16 protein-coding genes are annotated in these 18,669 nt (G+C 55.9%); 1 reads left to right on the forward strand and 15 read right to left on the reverse strand.

The window, feature by feature from the left end:
- Positions 1-88 precede the first annotated feature (88 nt).
- Positions 89-469 (forward strand): DUF6124 family protein, encoded by a 381-nt coding sequence (locus tag AC30D7_RS01090; protein WP_477746108.1) that lies wholly within the window; start codon positions 89-91, stop codon positions 467-469.
- A gap of 60 nt (positions 470-529) precedes the next feature.
- On the opposite strand, the gene AC30D7_RS01095 is transcribed toward AC30D7_RS01090, so the two are convergent.
- The 15 genes from AC30D7_RS01095 to tagH all read right to left on the reverse strand — a co-directional run bounded on the left by AC30D7_RS01095 (position 530) and on the right by tagH (position 18,667).
- Positions 530-1,894 (reverse strand): lysozyme inhibitor LprI family protein, encoded by a 1,365-nt coding sequence (locus AC30D7_RS01095; protein WP_490132836.1) that lies wholly within the window; start codon positions 1,892-1,894, stop codon positions 530-532.
- Between the two features lie 50 nt (positions 1,895-1,944).
- Positions 1,945-2,691: a lysozyme inhibitor LprI family protein gene (locus tag AC30D7_RS01100; RefSeq protein WP_490132706.1), complete on the reverse strand. Its 747-nt coding sequence runs from the start codon at positions 2,689-2,691 to the stop codon at positions 1,945-1,947.
- A gap of 108 nt (positions 2,692-2,799) precedes the next feature.
- A complete protein-coding gene (locus AC30D7_RS01105) occupies positions 2,800-3,222 on the reverse strand; it encodes a lysozyme inhibitor LprI family protein (protein ID WP_490132837.1) in 423 nt (140 codons plus the stop codon).
- A gap of 149 nt (positions 3,223-3,371) precedes the next feature.
- Positions 3,372-3,878: a hypothetical protein gene (locus AC30D7_RS01110; protein WP_490132707.1), complete on the reverse strand. Its 507-nt coding sequence runs from the start codon at positions 3,876-3,878 to the stop codon at positions 3,372-3,374.
- Complete coding sequence (locus AC30D7_RS01115) at positions 3,875-4,264, reverse strand: hypothetical protein (protein WP_490132708.1); 390 nt, start codon at positions 4,262-4,264, stop codon at positions 3,875-3,877. Before AC30D7_RS01115 ends, AC30D7_RS01110 begins: the two co-directional genes overlap by 4 nt.
- A gap of 102 nt (positions 4,265-4,366) precedes the next feature.
- The gene (locus AC30D7_RS01120) at positions 4,367-4,897 is read right to left on the reverse strand and encodes a hypothetical protein (protein WP_305479393.1); all 531 of its coding nucleotides are present in this window, start codon (positions 4,895-4,897) and stop codon (positions 4,367-4,369) included.
- Positions 4,894-7,350, reverse strand: coding sequence for a hypothetical protein (locus AC30D7_RS01125; protein WP_490132709.1), 2,457 nt, complete (start codon positions 7,348-7,350; stop codon positions 4,894-4,896). The genes AC30D7_RS01120 and AC30D7_RS01125 overlap by 4 nt, the downstream gene beginning before the upstream one ends.
- A 40-nt stretch (positions 7,351-7,390) precedes the next feature.
- Positions 7,391-9,427, reverse strand: coding sequence for a type VI secretion system Vgr family protein (locus AC30D7_RS01130; protein ID WP_490132710.1), 2,037 nt, complete (start codon positions 9,425-9,427; stop codon positions 7,391-7,393).
- 28 nt (positions 9,428-9,455) lie between these two features.
- Positions 9,456-10,472 (reverse strand): serine/threonine-protein kinase, encoded by a 1,017-nt coding sequence (locus AC30D7_RS01135; protein ID WP_490132711.1) that lies wholly within the window; start codon positions 10,470-10,472, stop codon positions 9,456-9,458.
- The gene (locus AC30D7_RS01140; RefSeq protein ID WP_019580447.1) at positions 10,469-11,197 is read right to left on the reverse strand and encodes a PP2C family protein-serine/threonine phosphatase; all 729 of its coding nucleotides are present in this window, start codon (positions 11,195-11,197) and stop codon (positions 10,469-10,471) included. The genes AC30D7_RS01135 and AC30D7_RS01140 overlap by 4 nt, the downstream gene beginning before the upstream one ends.
- Positions 11,197-14,736, reverse strand: a complete 3,540-nt coding sequence (gene tssM / locus AC30D7_RS01145) for a type VI secretion system membrane subunit TssM (RefSeq protein WP_490132712.1) — start codon at positions 14,734-14,736, stop codon at positions 11,197-11,199. The genes AC30D7_RS01140 and tssM overlap by 1 nt, the downstream gene beginning before the upstream one ends.
- Positions 14,737-14,749: 13 nt before the next feature.
- Positions 14,750-15,625 (reverse strand): type IVB secretion system protein IcmH/DotU, encoded by an 876-nt coding sequence (gene icmH / locus AC30D7_RS01150; protein ID WP_490132713.1) that lies wholly within the window; start codon positions 15,623-15,625, stop codon positions 14,750-14,752.
- A gap of 5 nt (positions 15,626-15,630) precedes the next feature.
- Positions 15,631-16,962 (reverse strand): type VI secretion system baseplate subunit TssK, encoded by a 1,332-nt coding sequence (gene tssK, locus AC30D7_RS01155; protein ID WP_490132714.1) that lies wholly within the window; start codon positions 16,960-16,962, stop codon positions 15,631-15,633.
- Between the two features lie 2 nt (positions 16,963-16,964).
- Entirely contained in the window at positions 16,965-17,465 is a 501-nt protein-coding gene (gene tssJ / locus AC30D7_RS01160) for a type VI secretion system lipoprotein TssJ (protein ID WP_490132715.1), read from the reverse strand.
- A gap of 5 nt (positions 17,466-17,470) precedes the next feature.
- Positions 17,471-18,667, reverse strand: a complete 1,197-nt coding sequence (gene tagH / locus AC30D7_RS01165) for a type VI secretion system-associated FHA domain protein TagH (RefSeq protein WP_490132716.1) — start codon at positions 18,665-18,667, stop codon at positions 17,471-17,473.
- Between the last annotated feature and the right edge of the window lie 2 nt (positions 18,668-18,669).

The raw sequence follows: 18,669 nt of genomic DNA on the forward strand, positions 1-18,669 counted from the left end.
CGCCGGTCTTGCACACCTATGCACAGCTGCCACCTCTTTCGAAGTGCACGCGAAACGGTGTCGGCTCCTTAATTACGGGATTACATCTATGTTCAAGCCAACACCAAATCCTCCTGAAAACGAAGCCACATCCCCCTACGAATCCTTCGATTCCAGAAAACTCCACGAAGCCGCTGAACGCGCCCTCGACCATCATTTCGCCCCACCCCCCAACGAAAAACCCAAGCGCAAAGGCAAGCTCTTCACCGTCTCCCCCGACATCGACACCGAAGCCCTCCTGGCCAACGCCTCAGAAGACCTGAAATCCATCAGTGCCATCGCCGCCGACCTGGCCGACGACATCGAAGGCACCCGCCGCTCAGTCGCCCTGGCACTCAGCAGAATGGCGGATGGGGCGCAGTTGTTGGTGGAGCGAGCGCTGGATCATATTGATTTGCCGAATCCGGCGGAGCATCGGGCGAAGGCGTAGCGAAAAATATGAAGGGGACTTAACGTCCCCTTCCTCAGCGTTATACCTGCACCGCGAAATTTACAGGCAGTGACTGGCCTTTATGTCTGAGCCTTGCGAAACCAAACGCTTCACGCCGTCGCTCCCCCCCGGGCTACCTTTATCAGCTGACATCTGATAACAGGCCAACGCCCGGGACATATCCTTTGTTCCCAATTCACCACTCTCAAAAGAAGACCCCAGGTAGTTCATCGCCTCTGTGGATCCCATGGAAACCGCGCGAATAACTTCCCTTTCTGCCTGCTCGGGGTGGAGGCAAGGGCCGTTATAGTCGGTGGAATTACCGTTACAAAAATAAGTGGCATAACCCAGCGCGCCGCTCGCTGTCGTCGATGCCGCTTTGAACAAAGCCTCAACCTTGCTGGTTTCCAGCTGAGGCGCCATCTGCGAAAGACTTAAGCTTGCCGCCGATAGACTTGCCTGTGGATCACCCGACTCTGCAGCACAGACATAGTTTTCCAGGGACGCTTCAATCAACTCCCCAGTCAGCCGGTATCGTTCAAGAAACCCCAACCCACCCAAGCCCTCAGCACGTTGATAACAAAGGTTCTCCGCGCGGCTCATTCCGGGTCTATCGGGTGCGACAAGCTCCTTCTCGCTGATCGACCAATCCTCAATTCCCACCAGCGACCAGCACGACTTTTTAGCAAAGTTAAAAATCTTGATGTTGCTGTTACCGGCCCGTTTATCAACAACGTTCATGTGAGTGTCATCTACTGTTTCGATCTCAACCCCTTCAGTCTTGCCTTCCATCGCAGCCATCAACGGAAACGTCAAACTGGAGCCAGTCTCCGCAGTAATTTGCGGTTCAAATCGACCCGGGTCCGAGGTCCGCTTCAACACCAATATTTTCACCGCCAGTGCGGTAAGGCGCTTCTGGGACTCGGCACTGGCGGAAAACACTGGCAGAAACTGCGCGAAGTCTGAGGAGGGACACGAAGCACTTCCCCCGCCCTCACTGCCTGAACGGCCCACAGTCTCAGGCGCGATCCCGTCCAAATAAGCCGAACGCTCCCGACTCATCTTTGCAATGCAATTGTTCACAACCGCCACATGAGCCGGCATGGCTGCCTCAATCTCGAACGCCTCTACGGTGCAATTCGTATCCCGTAATTTGATCCACGCACGCTGGGATTCCTTTACCTGCGTTGAATACTCCCCCCCTAATTTCGGGTCAACTGAATATTGAGATTCAAGCCTTGCCATCAGTTGGTGATAGCTCGTATTCAACTGAGAATCTGCGGAATTCTTTGCAGCCTCGGAACACGGGACAACCTGCGAGCTAGAGCTGATTTCACTGCAGTCGTCTTGGGCGAACGCGGCTGAAACCGGCAGTAGCGCGAACGCGATTAGCACGCTGTTTAACCCTAAAACAAAGCGTTTCACTGTCTTCAATCCTTGATTATGGAACATACCTATTATTCAGTTTATTTCAGCTACTTTGATGGCGGAGCAACCGCGATTTGCCTGGCACGATCAAGGGTCAGACGAATCAAGCAACTAGCAGATTGCTCACCATATATAGACTTTACGCACTCGAGATCCCGAAACTTCATCCAAGCTCGTTGAACCTCACGAAACGCGGTTCTTTTTTCGTCACTTAAACGATTTGCCTTATCATGGTAAGCCGAATTAAGCAGCGCATCCGCATCCGCCAGAACCAACTGATAAATATCGCTTTCTTGCACTATTTTGACTTGAGGTAGACTCTGAGGTAGATCCGCATCCCAGTTATTCAATCCATTATTGTCATCAACTCTTAGCTTGACCGTTTTATTATCAAACCACCCATACTGATTTTTTTCCTGCTCCGTTTTGTAAAGCAACTCAATATAAATTGGGTCGCTTCCCCGTTGCGGATCATTTAGCAGAGTCTGCTTTAAAACACTGACATTTCCATTTCCCTCATCCAGCTCGAAAGAAAAACAAGGGGTTGGCCCAGGCTGAGCAGCTGACTTGCTAGCACGCATACAGTCCGCTCGAGTAGAGCCGCTCGGCTCATTACTTCCCGCTTCTACATCTTGAATTCTAATTAGCAATCTCAAGTTAGGGGCCGCAGAATAGTCGGCTTGTAATATCTTCGCAGAATAGAACGGTTCTGCTTGAACGATAGCAACGCTAAATACAAAAAATGCTGAGCATGCCAAGAAAATTATATTTTTAACCACAGAGCTTAATTCCATTTAGTCTAAAACATGGGACAAAACATGGGCACAAATTTATTTATCAACAGCCAAAGCTACCTTGTAAATAAATCAGTCCCCTTTTCGCTCGATCTTACTCGGAGACTATCAACTCGCAGGTAGGATGCCGTTCAAATATGCAGCTCTTTCCAGACTCATCTTTGCTATACACCTATCGACATCTGCGGAATAAGCATTTTTATCCCACTCTTTTTCAAAACCCTCAAGCATGCAGTTCGTATCTCTTAACTTTGTCCACGCTCGTTGAGAGCTTTTCAATCGGCCTAGAAAAGCTTTATGTACTTCATGTTGTGATTGGTATTGAAATATATACCGAGCTCCGGCCCTATCAATCACCGCTTCGTAACTTTCATTGAGAATGCGATCCGCATCCTTCGTCGATGCGTCTACACACTCACGACTTTTTTCAACGGCAACATCCTCACAGCGGATATCGTAAGAGAAACATACCGACGAAATTGACATCGCCACAAACGCAAACAACAAATTACGAAAAAATACAAAGCGCATCGCCACCGCTATATCCTGTGCCATCAAACATGCAAAAATTGTGTCTTCCTCGCAATAAGAATCGAGAAAGATCTCTTTACGCTCCCACCAAAACCAAAGCCGTCGTGCGCAACCATTAAACTCGTCCCTTTTGATCCGCCTAATATAATTTATTCATCATCATAGTCAACATGATAGGTTTTTGAGCCTTTGAGCAACAGCAGCATTCGCTTTCTCAGCACTTTAATATCTTCTTCGTCGCCACATGTATCTATCATGAACACATGATCGCTACCAGCTTCAAACACCGCAGTAAAACAGTATGCATTGGAATAATATATTCCTTCCCACCCAGACCAATTGGCCCCAGAAACACGACTGGCCTTAGATAGCGGGTGCATCCCTGTACCAATTTTTAATCCGTCAGCTTCCTGCACAAAACCGCTAGCTACCGCGTCTGCAAAACTCATAGCTGCGCAGCTCATTTGTATATTTTGTGTTCTACCATCTTTATATTTGTACTTAACAAATGAAATATCATCATCTGTCTTAAAAAATGATACACCAGAAAAATTACTCACTTCCATTACACAGCCTTTGCTTTGCACAACCAGACTCTCACTAGCATGTACGAAAGAAAGCGAACTTAACAGATACAAAAAAGCCAACTTAGTCATTTTTTCTGCCTTTGTACAAATGATGGCATTGGCAATAGCTCTTCTCCAGCATTTGCATTCTCATACAATAGGTTCATAACAACAGCCTGAACATTACTAAAAACGTCTCGCCTTGCGGGAAGTCCATTCATCTTTTTTGTTGATGTAGGACTTCCGGCATTGGTATGAAGCCCAACCCTGTCTAACGTGGGATTGCTGAAGCGGCTTTCAGAACTGAGCGCACCATTACACTTCTTTGCTTTCCAGTCATAATCATTGCAAACTTCCAATTGCAATTTCTTATTATCCGCAACTGGATCACTTGTTCTATTAGCACCATTATCCGCCCACCAAAAGCCGGCGCTTTCGGCCCGATCATACGACTCCACTTCAACTTTATCTCTCATTTCTCAGGGACAGATCTATTTAAGGCCGATCTACTTAAGATCCACGCCAAGTTCAAAGCCGTCGAGCCAAACAAATAACCCCCCTTTGCTTTCCTTTTAATATTACTCACCAGGCCCATAGCCACACTGCCCATCGCTTAAATCCGGCGGATATTTCTTATCACTGTTCTGATACCAGTCAGACAAAGAACGACTGAGGCAATATGTGGTCTTTTGCTCATCAAAATACAAAGCGATCATTTCATCCGCCATTGCGCCGCGATTAGGAAGGTATAACTCAATCTTATACAAAACATCAGGCATGGAGGTATTTCTTGACTCATTTATCTCTGCCGCACCTTTGAACTCACAGGGCACGCCATCGAATAGCGAAAACAAAGTGTCATTAGAATATTTATATACCGAGCAAATTTTCTCGTCGCTTTTTGGAGATATGAAAACCAAATACTCACTCCCCCATTTCAAGACACCCGCGTTTTCAACTTCTATTTTCTCGACGACGGAGCTATTTCTTTCCGATATAGCGCCCAGCACTGCACTCGGAAGCTCAGTAACCTTTGCAAGTTTTTCAACCGCATTGGCATAACCACTACCTGCAAAACTCAACCACACAAAAAGCAATATATTTTTCACGATGGTTTACTCATTGAATAGTTCATTATTACGGTCTGTCGCGGAGTTGTAAAAGTTTCCGAGACTGTAGCTTCAAGCGAATCGCTCAAATAACGATATATGTATTTCGCATAAGCCTGCCTTTCGTGGTAACCATTGCCACCGCCGTTAACCGAAACAGAAACAGCACCTACAATTTCAGGAGTGATTCCTTTATCACAGGTGCGATTGATATTTATAAGACCTCCAGCGATTTTAACGACTCTTGACACCCAATAGAATCCACCGCTATCGCATGCATTGTAAGGTACACTCTCTACGAGATACGGATCGTAACGTGGCGACCAGCGCTTCGGAATACCAGTGACAACAGCTTGGCCATTCTGCGTATGAACAGGATCTTCCCAATAATGGGTAGACGTAGCTGTAATCCTATCATCGTGATAATGATTATTTCCTGGTGCGGGAAGAGATTGTAAAGTCCTATACTCCCCGTACGACTCATAGTTTCCAGCCCATGTTAACTGCATGATACCGCGGCCAAAAAAAACAGTGTAATACTGTGCCTTCGGAATATTGGGATTAGGATGCCCAGAGCCGTACTCATGAACTACTTGCCAGCGATCTGTCTCCAACATCGTCTGAGCAAGAAAATGGGACTGCCTTAAAGTACTTGTAATATTGTACCTCATAGTTGTCTTATTTAGTTCTAAATAGTACTTACTCAAGCGGGTCTTCGCCCGAGCGTGTGAAATTTGAAATGGGCTATTTTCGCCTCCTATGTGGACAGCCCATGTACTGCCCACATGATCATAAAAATGGTACTTCGGGACCGTGTATGCAATCTCATCCAAACTGAGCCATGAACACTTTCGGAAATATGAAATAAAAGCTTTGGGTGGAAAATGCCAATGCTTGCTTTCAATACCTGGAATACCTGCTTCCTCCCAAAAACCCAACGCTTGTTGATGAGCTTTTAGCTTTTGATATTTGTCCTGTGGCATTGGACCGCCGTCACATACTTTCTGCAACCAGCCGTAGCGTACATCGAAATCGTTTTTGCTCCATTCACTTGGGAATTTACAAATAAGGTGACTAATCTTTTCTTGTACTTCTGGATTTTGCAACCTTCCCTTATTTAGCTCTCTCTCAGCAACATATCTTTCCGACAACCTTAGCTGTTCTTCTGGAGAAAGTCCTGCATAGACAGGAGATGAAGCTATACTTACCGCATCGATTGAGTCAGATACTACCTTGGCTGCATCTAGATTCAATAGACCTCGAATGAATGGCGACTGACAATGACTATCAGAGTCAGTATCATCATCAATAAGTCGCCATCCCATCCAATGAGGAAAGTCAGCATCACTAAATTTGGTAACTGTCAGATGATTAAAATCCACCCATCCTACTTTACTTGTCTCGCCAGCCTTTCCGGGGAATTTTATTTCCCTCCAGTGAGCCGCGTCGGAAGGTTGAAGTTCATCATTGCCTAAAACTCTACCGAACCGCAAAAGCTCGTACCCAGCACTAGGAGACTGCGGGTATAACTTCTTGGACTTCTTATAAAGATTATATTCATAATCGATCTCTTCCTCTTGCACTCCTATCTCCACACCGGAGCGTGTAAAAGAAGTCAATCGGCACTGTCCTTTTGCATAACTCATACGGACAAAAAAGCCATCTTGAAGCTCTAAAGCCACGGCCCAATCATAACCATCAACCAAAGGAGTTGAAGATGATGAAGATGAGGGCGAGCCACCCTCTTGAATCGGCGCAGGACCGGCGGACATTGCCGGGCATTGATAAATTATGGAAGAACCATTCTGTGAACTAACACGATCATTCGGAGCACTTTGATAAATTCTAACTTCCGGCGGTATAAAAAAATACATATCCCCCCAACAACTATCGACCCTTCCGCTCGCAGTCTGATAGTTTAAATCTCGTACATCTCTACCAGTAAGATTCGCGATCTGACCTTGATCAGCGATTACTTCAAAATGAATCCTTCCTTTTTCACCATAAATACTTCCTGCTTCTCCAACAGAGTCTTTACGATAGATCACTTTACCCTTTTGCGGACTAGCCAAGTTAATTTTCGAGAGATGCATATAAATCGAATAAAAAACAACTTTCGCTTTCGCACCTTCACCTATCTCCGTCTCATGTTTAATAACAACACAACCGTCATCAGTCCATTTATCACGATATCGCAGCGGGTGATTCGGATCATTGCTCTCAGGCGTTGGATTGCGAAAGTACGCTAACGTCCCATCAGAAATAGCGCGAACGGGCAAAACACTTTGACCGTCCTGCGGAGCGACCAGGTGAATACCTCCATGCCAGTTAAGATCAAAGCTCAACGGATAACCGCCATCGCCAGGAATACCGCCAACCATGGCACGCGCCAAAAAAGCCTCGTCGGACTCCCCCGCCACCGGAGCAGGAATAAAAGGAGGGCTAATGATCATTCAAAAAATTCCTTGTTCATATTGACGCTTGTCCGTCCGTTCATAGCGAGAAAGGGTAATCGACAGTTGGCTTAACCTTCTCAGGCACCGCATTCCCCAACGCCTGATCCATCAAACTCCCCGCCTTATCCTTATCCGCCGCCCCCGGCAGTACCGGTGGCTTAATCCCGATCCCGGTCCCACTCCCCGCCGATCCACCGGCATTAATCTTCACCACCGGCCCAACCACGGTAACCCCACCGGCATCGAGCTTGATAAAACTCCCCCCGGCCTTAACCGTGAGCTCCATCCCTGCTTCGATGACAATCTTGTCCCCAGCCTTCAGGTGAATCTCCTTCCCAGCACTGGTCAGCTGAGCAGTCCCCAGCTTGATGTGCTGGTTCTGCCCCACCGTCAGGTGATCATCCATCCGCGCTTCAGTCTTGCGATCGGCAATCGTGGTGCGGTGTTCTTCGGCCTTCAGCTCGGTATAGGTGTTCTTCACCACTGTGTCGTGGCGTTCATTCCCCACCCGAATCTTCTGATCATGCTCAATGTTTTCATCCCAATCCCGCTGGGCATGGATGAAGATCTGCTCCGCCCCTTTCTTGTCTTCAATCCGCAGTTCGTTGTACCCGCCGCCCCCCGGTGAGCTGAGGGTTTTGAAGACGGTGCGGGTTTTGTTCGCTGGCAGGTCGTAGGGAACCTGGTTTTCCTTGTGGTACAGGCAACCGGTTACCAGCGGTTGGTCGGGGTCGCCTTCGAGGAAGGTGACGAGTACTTCCATGCCGATGCGCGGGATGGCGATGGCGCCGTAGCGGTCGCCGGCCCAGCTCGATGAGACGCGCATCCAGCAGCTGGTTTTGTCGTCGGCCAGGCCTTCGCGGTCCCAGTGGAATTGCACTTTGATGCGGCCGTATTGGTCGCAGTGGATTTCTTCGCCTTTGGGGCCGGTGACCATGGCGGTCTGGCTGCCGAGCACGCGTGGCTTTGGGTGTTCCAGGGCCGGGCGGTAGAACACGTTCCACGGGGTGGCGAGGAAGCGGTTGCGGTAGCCCTGGTGGAAGTCGTCTTTGTTGTCGGTGGTGTCGCTGGTCACCGCCTCTTCGAGCACTTGTGGCTGTTTGCCTTCGTGGACGACTTCGGTGAGTAGCCAGAGGTCGTTCCACTCGGTGCGTGGGTGGTCGGACATTTCCACGAAGTGGCCGCTGACGAGGGTGGTCTGGTCGCCACGGCCTTCGGCTTGTTGATAGTCGGCGCGGTGGCGTTCCAGGGCGCGTTGGCTGAGGAATTTGCCGCGGGCGCGGTCGAGGAAGCGGCCGGGGTAGTCGTAGTCTTCGAGGTCCGGTTCGGTGCTTTCACCGTCGGGTTTGTACGCCGCTTCGAGTCGCAGGTTGGGCTTTTCGAAGTCGTAGTCGCGACGGGTGACGCGGCCGGTGCGGGTTTCCAGGCGCAGTTTGAAGCCTTTGATCACCGGTTCGTCGGCGACCATGCCGCTGCCTTGGACGTAGGCGGTGGGCTGGCCGAGTTTGGGGAACACGGTCTGGTCGTCGCCGAACACCAGCAGATGGGCTTTTTCGCTGTGCTGGAAGTGGTAGTGAATGCCTTCTTCTTCGCACAGGCGCTGGACGAAGTGCAGGTCGGTTTCGTCGTATTGCACGCAGTAGTCGCGGTCCGGGCACGGGGTGCTCAGCTGGAAGCGGTAGGCGTTGCCCTTGATGCCGTGTTCTTCGAGGATCAGGGCGATGATTTTCGGCGCCGACATCTGCTGGTAGATGCGCTGGTTGGTACGGTGATGCAGGTATTGCAGGTGCGGCACCAGGGAGATTTTGTAGCGGGTCAGGCGCTTGCCGGCATCGCCTTGGGCGACGCGGTAGATCTGGCCGTGGATGCCAGAACCCTTCGGATCAAACGCCAGAAAGGCTTGCTTGTGCAGGAGTTTTTCCAGGTCCAGGTCCGGGTTTTCGCTGACCAGTTCCAGGTCGAAGCGATACGGCTGGCTGATGCCTTCGGTGCCGGTGAACGACAGCACTTGCAGGTCGCCGACGTAGTCTTCGACTGTGAGGCTGAAGTGCGTTTCGTTAGCTGAGTTGAACATTGCTTGCTCCCTGTTCGGTAGTCATCCGTTACGCCCGCAGTCGAAGGCGTTGCAGCAAAGACGAAGTGGCGCCCAGGGCGTCACGCAATTGGGCGGCGGTGATGGTGCGCTTGGCCGCATCGAAAGCCAGCGCCGTTCGCAGGGCTGGCCAGCAGTGTTTGGGTAGATTCCGAGGTGCGTGCAGCTCGCGGTCGAGGTGGCCGTCGCGGGCCTCGGTCGACGGCAAGCGGCGGAACGGGTGTTTGCCGCCCGCCAATTCATAGAGCACGCAGGCCACGCCGTACACGTCCGCGCTGGCCGAGAGTGGTTGGCCTTCGAGCAGTTCGGGGGCGGCGTAGCCGGGGGTCCAGGCGTTGAAGCGGTCTCGGCTCAGGTGCGGCAGACCGGGCAAGATGCCCTCTTCGGCCTGGCCAAGACCGAAGTCGAACAGGCGCACGCCCTCTTCGCTGAGCATCACGTTGCTCGGCTTCAGGTCGCCGTGCAGCACGCCGCGAGCGTGGGTGTAGGCCAGCGCATCAAGCAGCGGCAGCGCGATGTCGCGCAGCTCGAACCACGGCAGGCCCAGGGGCCGCTCGCAGAGTAATTTGTCCAGGGTCAGCCCACGCATGAGTTCCATGGTGATGAAGGCCCGCTGGCAGTCGGTGTCCACTTCAAAGGTGTGCAAACGCAGCACGTTGTCGTGGCGCAATCGTCGGGTCAGGGTGAACTCGCTGTAGAGCAAGGCACTGGCGTCCGGCGATTCGGCAAATTCTTCGCTGAGGATTTTCAGCGCAATGTAAGGGTCGGGATCGCCGAACTGTTCGCGCAGCAGATCCCGAGCACGGTAAACCGCGCCCATGCCACCGGCACCGAGCAGACGCTCGATGCGGTAACGTCCCGCCAGCACGTCGGGCAGTTCACTGATGCTGGCCCGGGTCGGCGCCAGCGCAGGTTTGGCCTGATGCGGCTTTCCGTTTAGCGACGTGGCGAAAGCGAAGTAAGTCAGGTTATTGGCTTCTTCCTCGGTCACCAGCAGGTCGTCGATCGGTGGCATGAGTTCAGTCATTGGCGGATCACCACGGCAGTCAGGTTATCCCGGGCCGAGCCACGCAGAGCGCCGTCGAACAGACGCTCCAGCGCAACGTGCGGCGCGGTCAGGCTCAGGGCGTTGCCCAGGGCATCGCTAGTCAGCCCTTGATACAAACCGTCGCTGCACAACAGAAACGCATCGCCGGGATAGACCTCAAGTTCCAACACATCCAGCGTCAGTTGCTCGGCAGCGCCGACCGCACGGGTCAGCGCATGAGCGGCAGGATGTGCGCGAGCGTCTTCGACGCTCATGTTCTGTTCGTCGATCAGTTGCTGTTGCAGCGAATGGTCCTTGGACAGCTGATACAAACGCTGGCCGCGCCACAGGTAGCAGCGGCTGTCGCCGGCCCAGATGCAGGCCGCGCGATTGCCTTCCACCAGCAGCGCCACCACGGTGCTGCCCATGATGCTGTCGTGACGCCCGGCGGTGACGGTCAACTCCTGACCCAAGCGGCGGTTGAGCCAGTGCAAGCACTGGCGAATGCCTTTGAGTCGTTCGTCGAAGTCGTCCTGCACCGGCAATTCCGCCAGGCTGGCGACGATCAACTGGCTGGCGATGTCGCCACCCTGATGACCGCCCATGCCGTCCGCGACCACCCACAGCCCCTGCTGTGGACAGTCGAGAAAGGCATCTTCGTTGCGCGCCCGAACCTTGCCCGGATCGGTACGCGCAGCGCTGCGCCAGGGGCTGGCAACCAGCATCAGAGCTGCACCGGCATACGGAAGGTACGCAGCACGCCCATGTCGAACGGGTTCGGCGTGCGCTGGCTCGACAGCAAGTAGTTGGCGCGCAGGCCACCCACGTCTGCCTTGAGCACCAGCACGTCGCGACCGGTCAGGTACTCGGTCTGCATCAGGTCGAACAGACGGAACAGCGACCATGGGCCGGTGTTCTTCTCGATACCGATCGGGCGGCCGGCCATTTTGTCGAGGACCAGGCTGGTGCGACCGTCTTCAGCGTCGGTCGGCCATTTGAACGACACCGGCACGATCGGGCCGTGGCGGTATTCAATGGTCTTGTCACCAAACTTGAACTCGGAACGGCTGACCGCCGGGTCGAGGGTGTAAGGCTCCAGTTTGAACTGCACTTGCGGCTCGGCCGGGTTGATGGCGAAGAAGCTCTGGCGGATCACTTGTGCCGCGGCCATCTGGTCGAGGTAGACCTTGGAGATCGGCATGCTGTGACCGTCAATGCTGCGCAGGCGGTAGTTGCCTGGGTCGCCACTGACGAATGGACGCATGTAGGTATCAAAGAACCGATCGGCGATGCCCTGGGCCTTGAAGAACTCGCGGAAATCGCTGATCGCGACGTCGCTGGTGCTGTGGGCGCTGAACGGGTAACGCTTGTTGATCGCCTTGCCGTAGAAGCTGTACAGCTCGCTCTGATAACGCTGGTTCAGGTACTGGTAGGAATCGTTGAGCACCAGACGCCAGGTGTCTTCGGCCAGCACGTTGAACCACACGCTCACCGGACGCGGCAGACGGTTCGACGCATTGCGCAGGGTGCTCAGCGCATCACGCTGGCCGCTCATGCGGGTCTTGGCCATTTCGAACGCGGCCTGCTCCGGTGAACTGGCGCGGGCCAGGCTGGCCATTTGCATTTGCAGGTCGTTGAGGGCTTGCAGGGCCGGAGTCAAATCAGCGGCCGGGCCGTTGTTGTCATCCAGCAAGCGGTGCAATGGTTCGAAGCGACGTTGCAGGGATTTCTTCGCGGTGTCCGGCAGGTTTTTGGTCGCGGCCATGTCAGACGCCGCGTCCGCTGCGGCCGACGCCAGTTTGCCCAACTTGCCGAGCTTGCCCTTCTGCTCGCCCAGTTTCGCGGCGGCATCGGCGGCTTCATCAACCGGTTCGGCTTCCGCCGGGAAACGGGTGTTCTCGCGCACTTCCACCAGCAGTTGCAGCACCGGGGAATTGGCCGACGTCAGGCCCGCCAGTTGCTCGGCACCCTCACTGAAATCGCTGATCGCGGGCAGTGCTACCTGGCCCACGGCTTCGCTCCAGAAGTTGGCGTAGTCGCGGAAGTACAGTTGCTCCAGTTCGACCATCAAGCGACGCAAGTCCATGCCGCTGATGCCCGAGCCTTCGCCCAGCACCCAGTTGTCACGCAGGATATCGGTGACCAGCGCAGCACCCTGGACCGAGAAGTACTGCTGATAGCCTTGCTGGGTGTAGAACCCCGGGATCACATAATCAGTGCCGACGAACAACGAACCCTGCGGGCCGATGTGTTGGCTCAGGCGGTATTCCGGCAGGTTGCGAGCCTGCTCGCGCAGCATCCGGTAAACCACGTTGGCCAGCGACTCGCTGCGCAGTACCTGACGCGCCTGCGCCACCAGTTGTTCATTGAGCGGGTAGATAAACGGCTGCTTGAGCAAACGCTCGAAGTGGGTGTTCAAACCGTTCTGCACCGCTGTGTTGCCGGCGTAGCGCAGGGACCAGTCAGTGGCGACCCAATCCTTGAGCCATGCCGCATCGCGGCGATCTTTCATGTTCAGCATCAGGTACGCGCGCAGGCTGTTGAGCAAGCGTTCGCGGTCCTTCATGTTGGCGCGGATCTGCCCTTCGAGCAGCGTCGCAACCCGTGGCAGCAATTGCGCTTCAAGTTCACGCTCGTAGGCGCTCTTGACCACCGGATTGGCATCTTCGCCTTGGTACAGGCCGCCGCGCTCGTGGTACGACACGTCGCCTTTGTTCGGGAAGACTTGCGTCGCCGCGTAGCTGGTGTCGAGGGTCTTGAGCACCGCCATGGAATCATCGCGCGCAGTCAGGGCCGAGCGTTGCTGGTTCCAGGTTTGTGCCAGGGAACGCAGGTTTTCCAGACGCTCATAGTTGGCCGAGAAGCCGCCCGCCCAGAGCATGCCGAACAGCGCCAGTGCTGCAAGTGCGCCCACGTACAGGGCGCGTTGGCCCCAGTGGATGCGGCTGCGCTCGCGCTTGTCCAGACCGGCCAGGTCGGCCTCGGGGAAGATCACCCGGCTGAGCAAATGGTGAATGAACCGCGAACGGCCGCTGCGCAGGGTCGGCAGCATGCCGGCGTTCATGCCCAGGCTGGCGCCGATGCCGGCGGTGGTCTGGTCCATCTCTTGGGTCAGGTGCGGTGCGCTGGTCAGGTAGAAGCCGCGCAACTGACTGACACGCTGGTAGCGGTTACCGGTGAACGCCAGGTCGACGAACAGGCACAGGCGCTCGCCGATCTGCCCCAGTTGATGCGGGAAGTCGAGGATACGGCCACGGCGCTGGGTGTCGCGCTCCTGGTGCATACGCATGATCACCTGGCTGTTGAGGCGACGCAGCAGCTCTTCGAACTCGGCGCGCAGCACGGTCACATCGGTGCCGCTCTGCTCTTTGCGGAAGCTGGTGCCGAGGACCTGATCGCTTTCTTCGCGGGTCAGTTGATCGAAGAACTCGTCGAAGCCGAGCAGGCGATCGGCCTTGCTCAACACCAGATAAATCGGCACATCGACGTGCAGTTTCTGATGCACGTCTTGCAGACGCGCACGTACCTGGCGGGCCAGGGTTTCGAGGTCCTGTTCGCTGCCGCCCAGCAGGGTTTCCACCGGAATGGTCACCAGCACGCCGTTCAACGGACGGTTGCGGCGACGCTTGCGCAGCAGGTCGAGCAAGGTGCTCCAGGCGCTGCCATCGACTTCGGCATCCGGCTGGGTCAGGTAACGCCCGGCGGTGTCGATCAGTACGCCGTGGTCGGCGAAGTACCAGTCGCAGTGCCGCGTGCCGAGGGTGTCGCGGGTGAGTTTGCGGTCGATCTTGTTGATCGGAAACTCAAGGCCCGAGAAGTCCAGCAGGCTGGTCTTGCCGCTGCCCTGCGGGCCGATCAACAAGTACCACGGCAAATCACTGCGCCAGCGCTCGCTGCGACCGCGATACAGGCTCGACGTCTTCAGGGTTTTCAGGGCGTCCTTGAAACGCACCTTCAACTCTTTCTCTTCTTCGTCGATCAGCTCTTCACGGCGAATGCGGTCCTGGCCGTCTTCGGTGGCTTCCACAGCCTTTTTGCGCACACCGGCGCGCCAGCTGACGAAGACCATGGTCAGGCCCCAGATCAGGAACAGCACACTGATGGTCAGCAAACGGGAGGTCGAACCTTCCCAGAACTTGTAGTCATTGACCGCCAGCAGCGGTCCGACGAACCACACCAACAGCGCAACGAACAGCACCAGCAACAGGGTCCAGACCCAGGTCTGACGCAGGAATGCGCCGACTTTCTTGAAAAACTTTTTCATCACACGTCCCTGTTTACGGCTTCGACTGCGGCTGAGCCGTGGCCGGATCAAGCTGCTGATAAGGTTGCAGAACGGTTTCGCGTTGTTCGCCCAGAACCCAGGCAAAGCCCGAGTACATCACCACCAGGCAGACCAAGGTGAACAGCACCACCATCCACGCCGGCACGATGCGCACCAGGCTGCGACGCTGATCGTTCAAGCCTTCCCAATGCGGCGACAACTCGCGAGGCACGTCGCCGCGCAGTTGGCGAATCTGCCGATACAAGGCGTCGCGGATGCCTTCGAGCTCGAGCATGCCGCGGGCCTGCACGCGGTACTTGCCTTCGAAGCCGAGGGACAGGCACAGGTACATCAGCTCCAGCATCGGCAGGTGCTTGACCGGGTTTTTCGACAGGCGATCCAGCAGCTGGAAGAACTTCTCGCCACCGAAGGTTTCGTTGTGGAAGCTGCTGAGCAGGCTCATCTGCGACCACTCGCTTTCGTTGCCCCACGGCGTGGTCACGACAGCTTCGTCGACCACGGTGCAGAGCACGTAACGGGCGGCCATCACCTGGCTGCTTTCGGCACCGTTGTGCAGCGCCCGCACTTCAAACAGTTTCAGCCCGGCGGTCAGCCGTTCGTTGAGCGCGTACAGGTCTTCGCGGGTGTCGCTGTGTTTGAGCCGCACCACTTCCGACAGCAGCTCGGACGCCGCCGCCACCAGCGAGTTGAGGCTGATGTTGAACGCTTCGGCCGGGCGCAGACGTGCTGCGTAGATCATCCGTTCTTCCAACTGTTCAAAACGCGGCGGTGCCGCGAAGTCAGTCAGCGGACTCGAGGCCGGGCCGTGGCCCTGGCGGTCGAGCAGGACGGTTTTGTCGTCCTGGGTGTGTTCCATGTCCTTGATCATGTCGGTCAGTTCCTGATGGCCCAGAATTTCAGTTCAAGCTCGGCGAATTCGCCGGACACGTGGAACGCGAAGCCGCCGGAGCGCTCGAGTTGCGCCAGGTCTTCGGAACTGAGTTCGAGGATGAAATAGGTTTTGTTGGAGTGGAACGCGATCTGCCGTGGGGCCACCGGCAACGGTTTGACCTTGATGCCCGGCAGGTGCAGGTTGACCAGTTGGCGGATGCGCTCCACCGGGCCGACCTTGAGGTGCGCCGGCAAGCGATGGCGCAGTTCTTCGGAGTCGCAGTTGGCACTGGCGGCGAGCACGAACGAGGCCGAGCCCAGCAGTTTGTGGTCGTGCAACGGCGACACGATGATTCCGTACTGACGCGCCTGTAGCACCAGTTCGATGGCGTGCTGCTCGAGCACCATCGACAGCACCTGACGAATCGCTTCCATCAGTTTGCGGAAGCTCGCGCCCTGGTCGCTGTGCTGGTAACGGCTGTCCAGACGCGGGCGTTTGCTGTCGCTGGAAAACGTCGCCAGGTCACCGAGCATGGTCAGCAGCGTGCGGTACAACTCTTCCGGGTGAACCTGTTCCAGGCCGAGATAATGGCGCAGCAACAGCTCAGTGCGGTTGATCAGTTGCAGCATCATGAAGTCGCCGACTTCCGCGCCACCGACCTTGCCGTTGGAGCGGATCCGGTCGGCAATGGTGTCGCCCCGGTGGCCGAGCATGCTGATCACTTCTTTGAGGCACGACAGCAGGTAGCTGGACGAGTGCGCCTGAATGTAGGTCGGCACGAAATCCGGGTCGAGGCTGATCACGCCGTCGGGCGTGGTGTCGAGCACTTCGCAGATCTTCAGTTTCACGTAGGCCTGATCGCTCTGCTGCTCACCGAGCAACAGGCGGAAATCCGGACGGGCGCAACTGACCTGGCTGGCGGAGTCGTCGCCGGCGTTGGAGTCGGCGACTTCCGCTTCGTACGCGGTGTAGCGCGCCAGCACGTCGGATTGCTCCGGGCGGCGAGCCTCGATGTGGTTACCGGTGACCAGCGGCAGCGCCAGGTAGATCGGCGTGTTACCGGTGTTCGGCGGCACATCCAGGGCCAACGGCTCGGTGTTGCCGCCCAGTTCGAACAGGCTGCCGTCCGGCAGAATCCCCGAGGCCTGGCTGATCACCAGTTTGCCCATGTTGAGGAACTGCAAGTCGATTTCCAGATTGAGGAAGCCCCAGGTGTAGCTGCCCAGCAACTGGGTGCGGGTCTTCATCTGGTGGTCGTAATAACGATCGTTGTGCTGGAAGTGCTGCGGACGCAGCAGCATGCCTTCCTGCCAAATGACTTTATGGGCATTCATGTTCAGTCATCCGCCTTGGCGAGCGCTTCGTGGGTGTTGCGGATGCCGGCCTGATCGAGGGTCAGGTCAGCCGCGGTGACTTGCACCGGAGTGATTTGCACGGTGTAGCGCCACTTGGTTTCCGGCAGGTCGCGGTAGGCGGCGAGCACGCCAACGTAACGGCTGCCCTCTTCCACACTGAGCTTGAGCTCGACGGTTTCGCCTGGGCGCAGTTCCAGTTCTTCGCTGGCCACCAGGTCCGGGGCCAGGGATTCCTTGGCGCGTTCGTAGAGGCTGAAGAAATCAGCGTTCTCGAAGGCCACCGGGTGCTTGAGCTCGAACAGGCGCACGACGATCGGCGACGGACGACCGTTGAGGTCCGGGTTCAATTGATCGCTGGCGGTCAGCTTCAGGTTGAGTTTGGTCACGGTGGAATACGGCGACAGCGACGAGCAACCGGCCAGCAGCACCAAAGCAGCGAACGCCGTCAGCATCTTGAAAAAAGCGGTGGAACAGCGAGACATGCGCATCATCCTTGGTGGTCGGTGTGAAGGGTGGAAATCAGGCGAATCTGTTCTTCGTAGGCTTGGGCGAAGTCGCGGGCCAGCAGGCGCTCGCTCCAGTCATCGTCCTGACGCAGGGCCTGGTGATAACGCCCATAAGCTCTCCAGCGACTGCCGGAGGTGGCGAGCAACGGCTTGTTGTCTCGCTCGAAACGCAGGGTCAGCTGTTGTGGCGAGAAGTGCTCCAGAGTGCCGCGAACGGCGGCGCGGCTGGCGGTCAGCAAGGCCACCTGATGCGCCTGCAAGTCGCGGAACGCACGGGAGATCGCTTGCTCGGCCGGCAATTGGCCCGGCTTGTTGCCGTGCAACAGAATGCCCAGCGCTTCACCGGCATCGACGGCGAATTTCAACGGGTTCTTTTGGCTGCCTTGCACGGTGGTCTGGGCCAGGCGCAGTTCGTTTTTCAGCTCGCTGCGGGTGCGCAGGCTCTGCTGCAAACCGCCAACGCTCTGCTTGAGCAGGCGTGCGGCGTTCAGGGCCAGGGCTTCGCGGGCATCGTGATCGAGGCCTTTGAGATCCACGCCCAACGCCGCACCGAAGTGCTCCCAAAAACCTTCGCTCTGACGCTCCACCGCTTTTGGCGGCGGGGCTGGCGCTGGTTCTGCCGGGGCGGCGATCAGCTCCGGCACCATCAGGCTTTCCATGTCGATGCGCGCGTAGTCGGCGCGCTGACGGGTGTCCTCGATCACCGTGCTCGGGGAAATCAGCTCCTCGATTTCCGAGTACACGCGCTCTTGCTGGTCAAGAGCATTGAGCGGGTCGAGGTCGAGGAACGCGTCGTCCGGAATGATGCTGCCTGCCGCTTGCGGGCGGCCGACTTCGACGTCGAACGTCGCCGGGTCGCGCACCAGTCGCGCGCGAATCTCGAAGTCACCCAGCACATACACGCTGCCGTGCTCGATGCGCATCGGCTCGCCCTTGCGCAGGCGCGCGCCGCTTTCGCTGTCCTGGATACCGTTGCTGCTGGTATCGGTCAGGAAAAACGTACCTTCGCGGTAGCTGATCACCGCGTGGTGGTTGGACAGGTGACGCTTGCGGTCGGGGATGATCCAATCGCAATCCTCGCCCCGGCCGATCACGCCACCGGCCTGTTTGAAGGTCTTCTGGCACAAATCCGTGGGCACGAACTGCTTGGTGTTCAGCATTTCGAAAACCAGTTCCATGA

This window comes from Pseudomonas sp. DF5, from assembly GCF_058148225.1.

Coding starts and splice junctions, on each gene's coding strand:
- tagH (WP_490132716.1), bottom strand. CDS start 18,667: ATGGAACTGGTTTTCGAAATGCTGAACACCAAGCAGTTCGTGCCCACG.
- tssK (WP_490132714.1), bottom strand. CDS start 16,962: ATGAATGCCCATAAAGTCATTTGGCAGGAAGGCATGCTGCTGCGTCCG.
- tssJ (WP_490132715.1), bottom strand. CDS start 17,465: ATGTCTCGCTGTTCCACCGCTTTTTTCAAGATGCTGACGGCGTTCGCT.
- AC30D7_RS01130 (WP_490132710.1), bottom strand. CDS start 9,427: ATGTTCAACTCAGCTAACGAAACGCACTTCAGCCTCACAGTCGAAGAC.
- tssM (WP_490132712.1), bottom strand. CDS start 14,736: ATGAAAAAGTTTTTCAAGAAAGTCGGCGCATTCCTGCGTCAGACCTGG.
- AC30D7_RS01115 (WP_490132708.1), bottom strand. CDS start 4,264: ATGAGAGATAAAGTTGAAGTGGAGTCGTATGATCGGGCCGAAAGCGCC.
- AC30D7_RS01105 (WP_490132837.1), bottom strand. CDS start 3,222: ATGCGCTTTGTATTTTTTCGTAATTTGTTGTTTGCGTTTGTGGCGATG.
- AC30D7_RS01140 (WP_019580447.1), bottom strand. CDS start 11,197: ATGCTGGTTGCCAGCCCCTGGCGCAGCGCTGCGCGTACCGATCCGGGC.
- AC30D7_RS01100 (WP_490132706.1), bottom strand. CDS start 2,691: ATGGAATTAAGCTCTGTGGTTAAAAATATAATTTTCTTGGCATGCTCA.
- AC30D7_RS01135 (WP_490132711.1), bottom strand. CDS start 10,472: ATGACTGAACTCATGCCACCGATCGACGACCTGCTGGTGACCGAGGAA.
- AC30D7_RS01125 (WP_490132709.1), bottom strand. CDS start 7,350: ATGATCATTAGCCCTCCTTTTATTCCTGCTCCGGTGGCGGGGGAGTCC.
- icmH (WP_490132713.1), bottom strand. CDS start 15,625: ATGATCAAGGACATGGAACACACCCAGGACGACAAAACCGTCCTGCTC.
- AC30D7_RS01110 (WP_490132707.1), bottom strand. CDS start 3,878: ATGACTAAGTTGGCTTTTTTGTATCTGTTAAGTTCGCTTTCTTTCGTA.
- AC30D7_RS01090 (WP_477746108.1), top strand. CDS start 89: ATGTTCAAGCCAACACCAAATCCTCCTGAAAACGAAGCCACATCCCCC.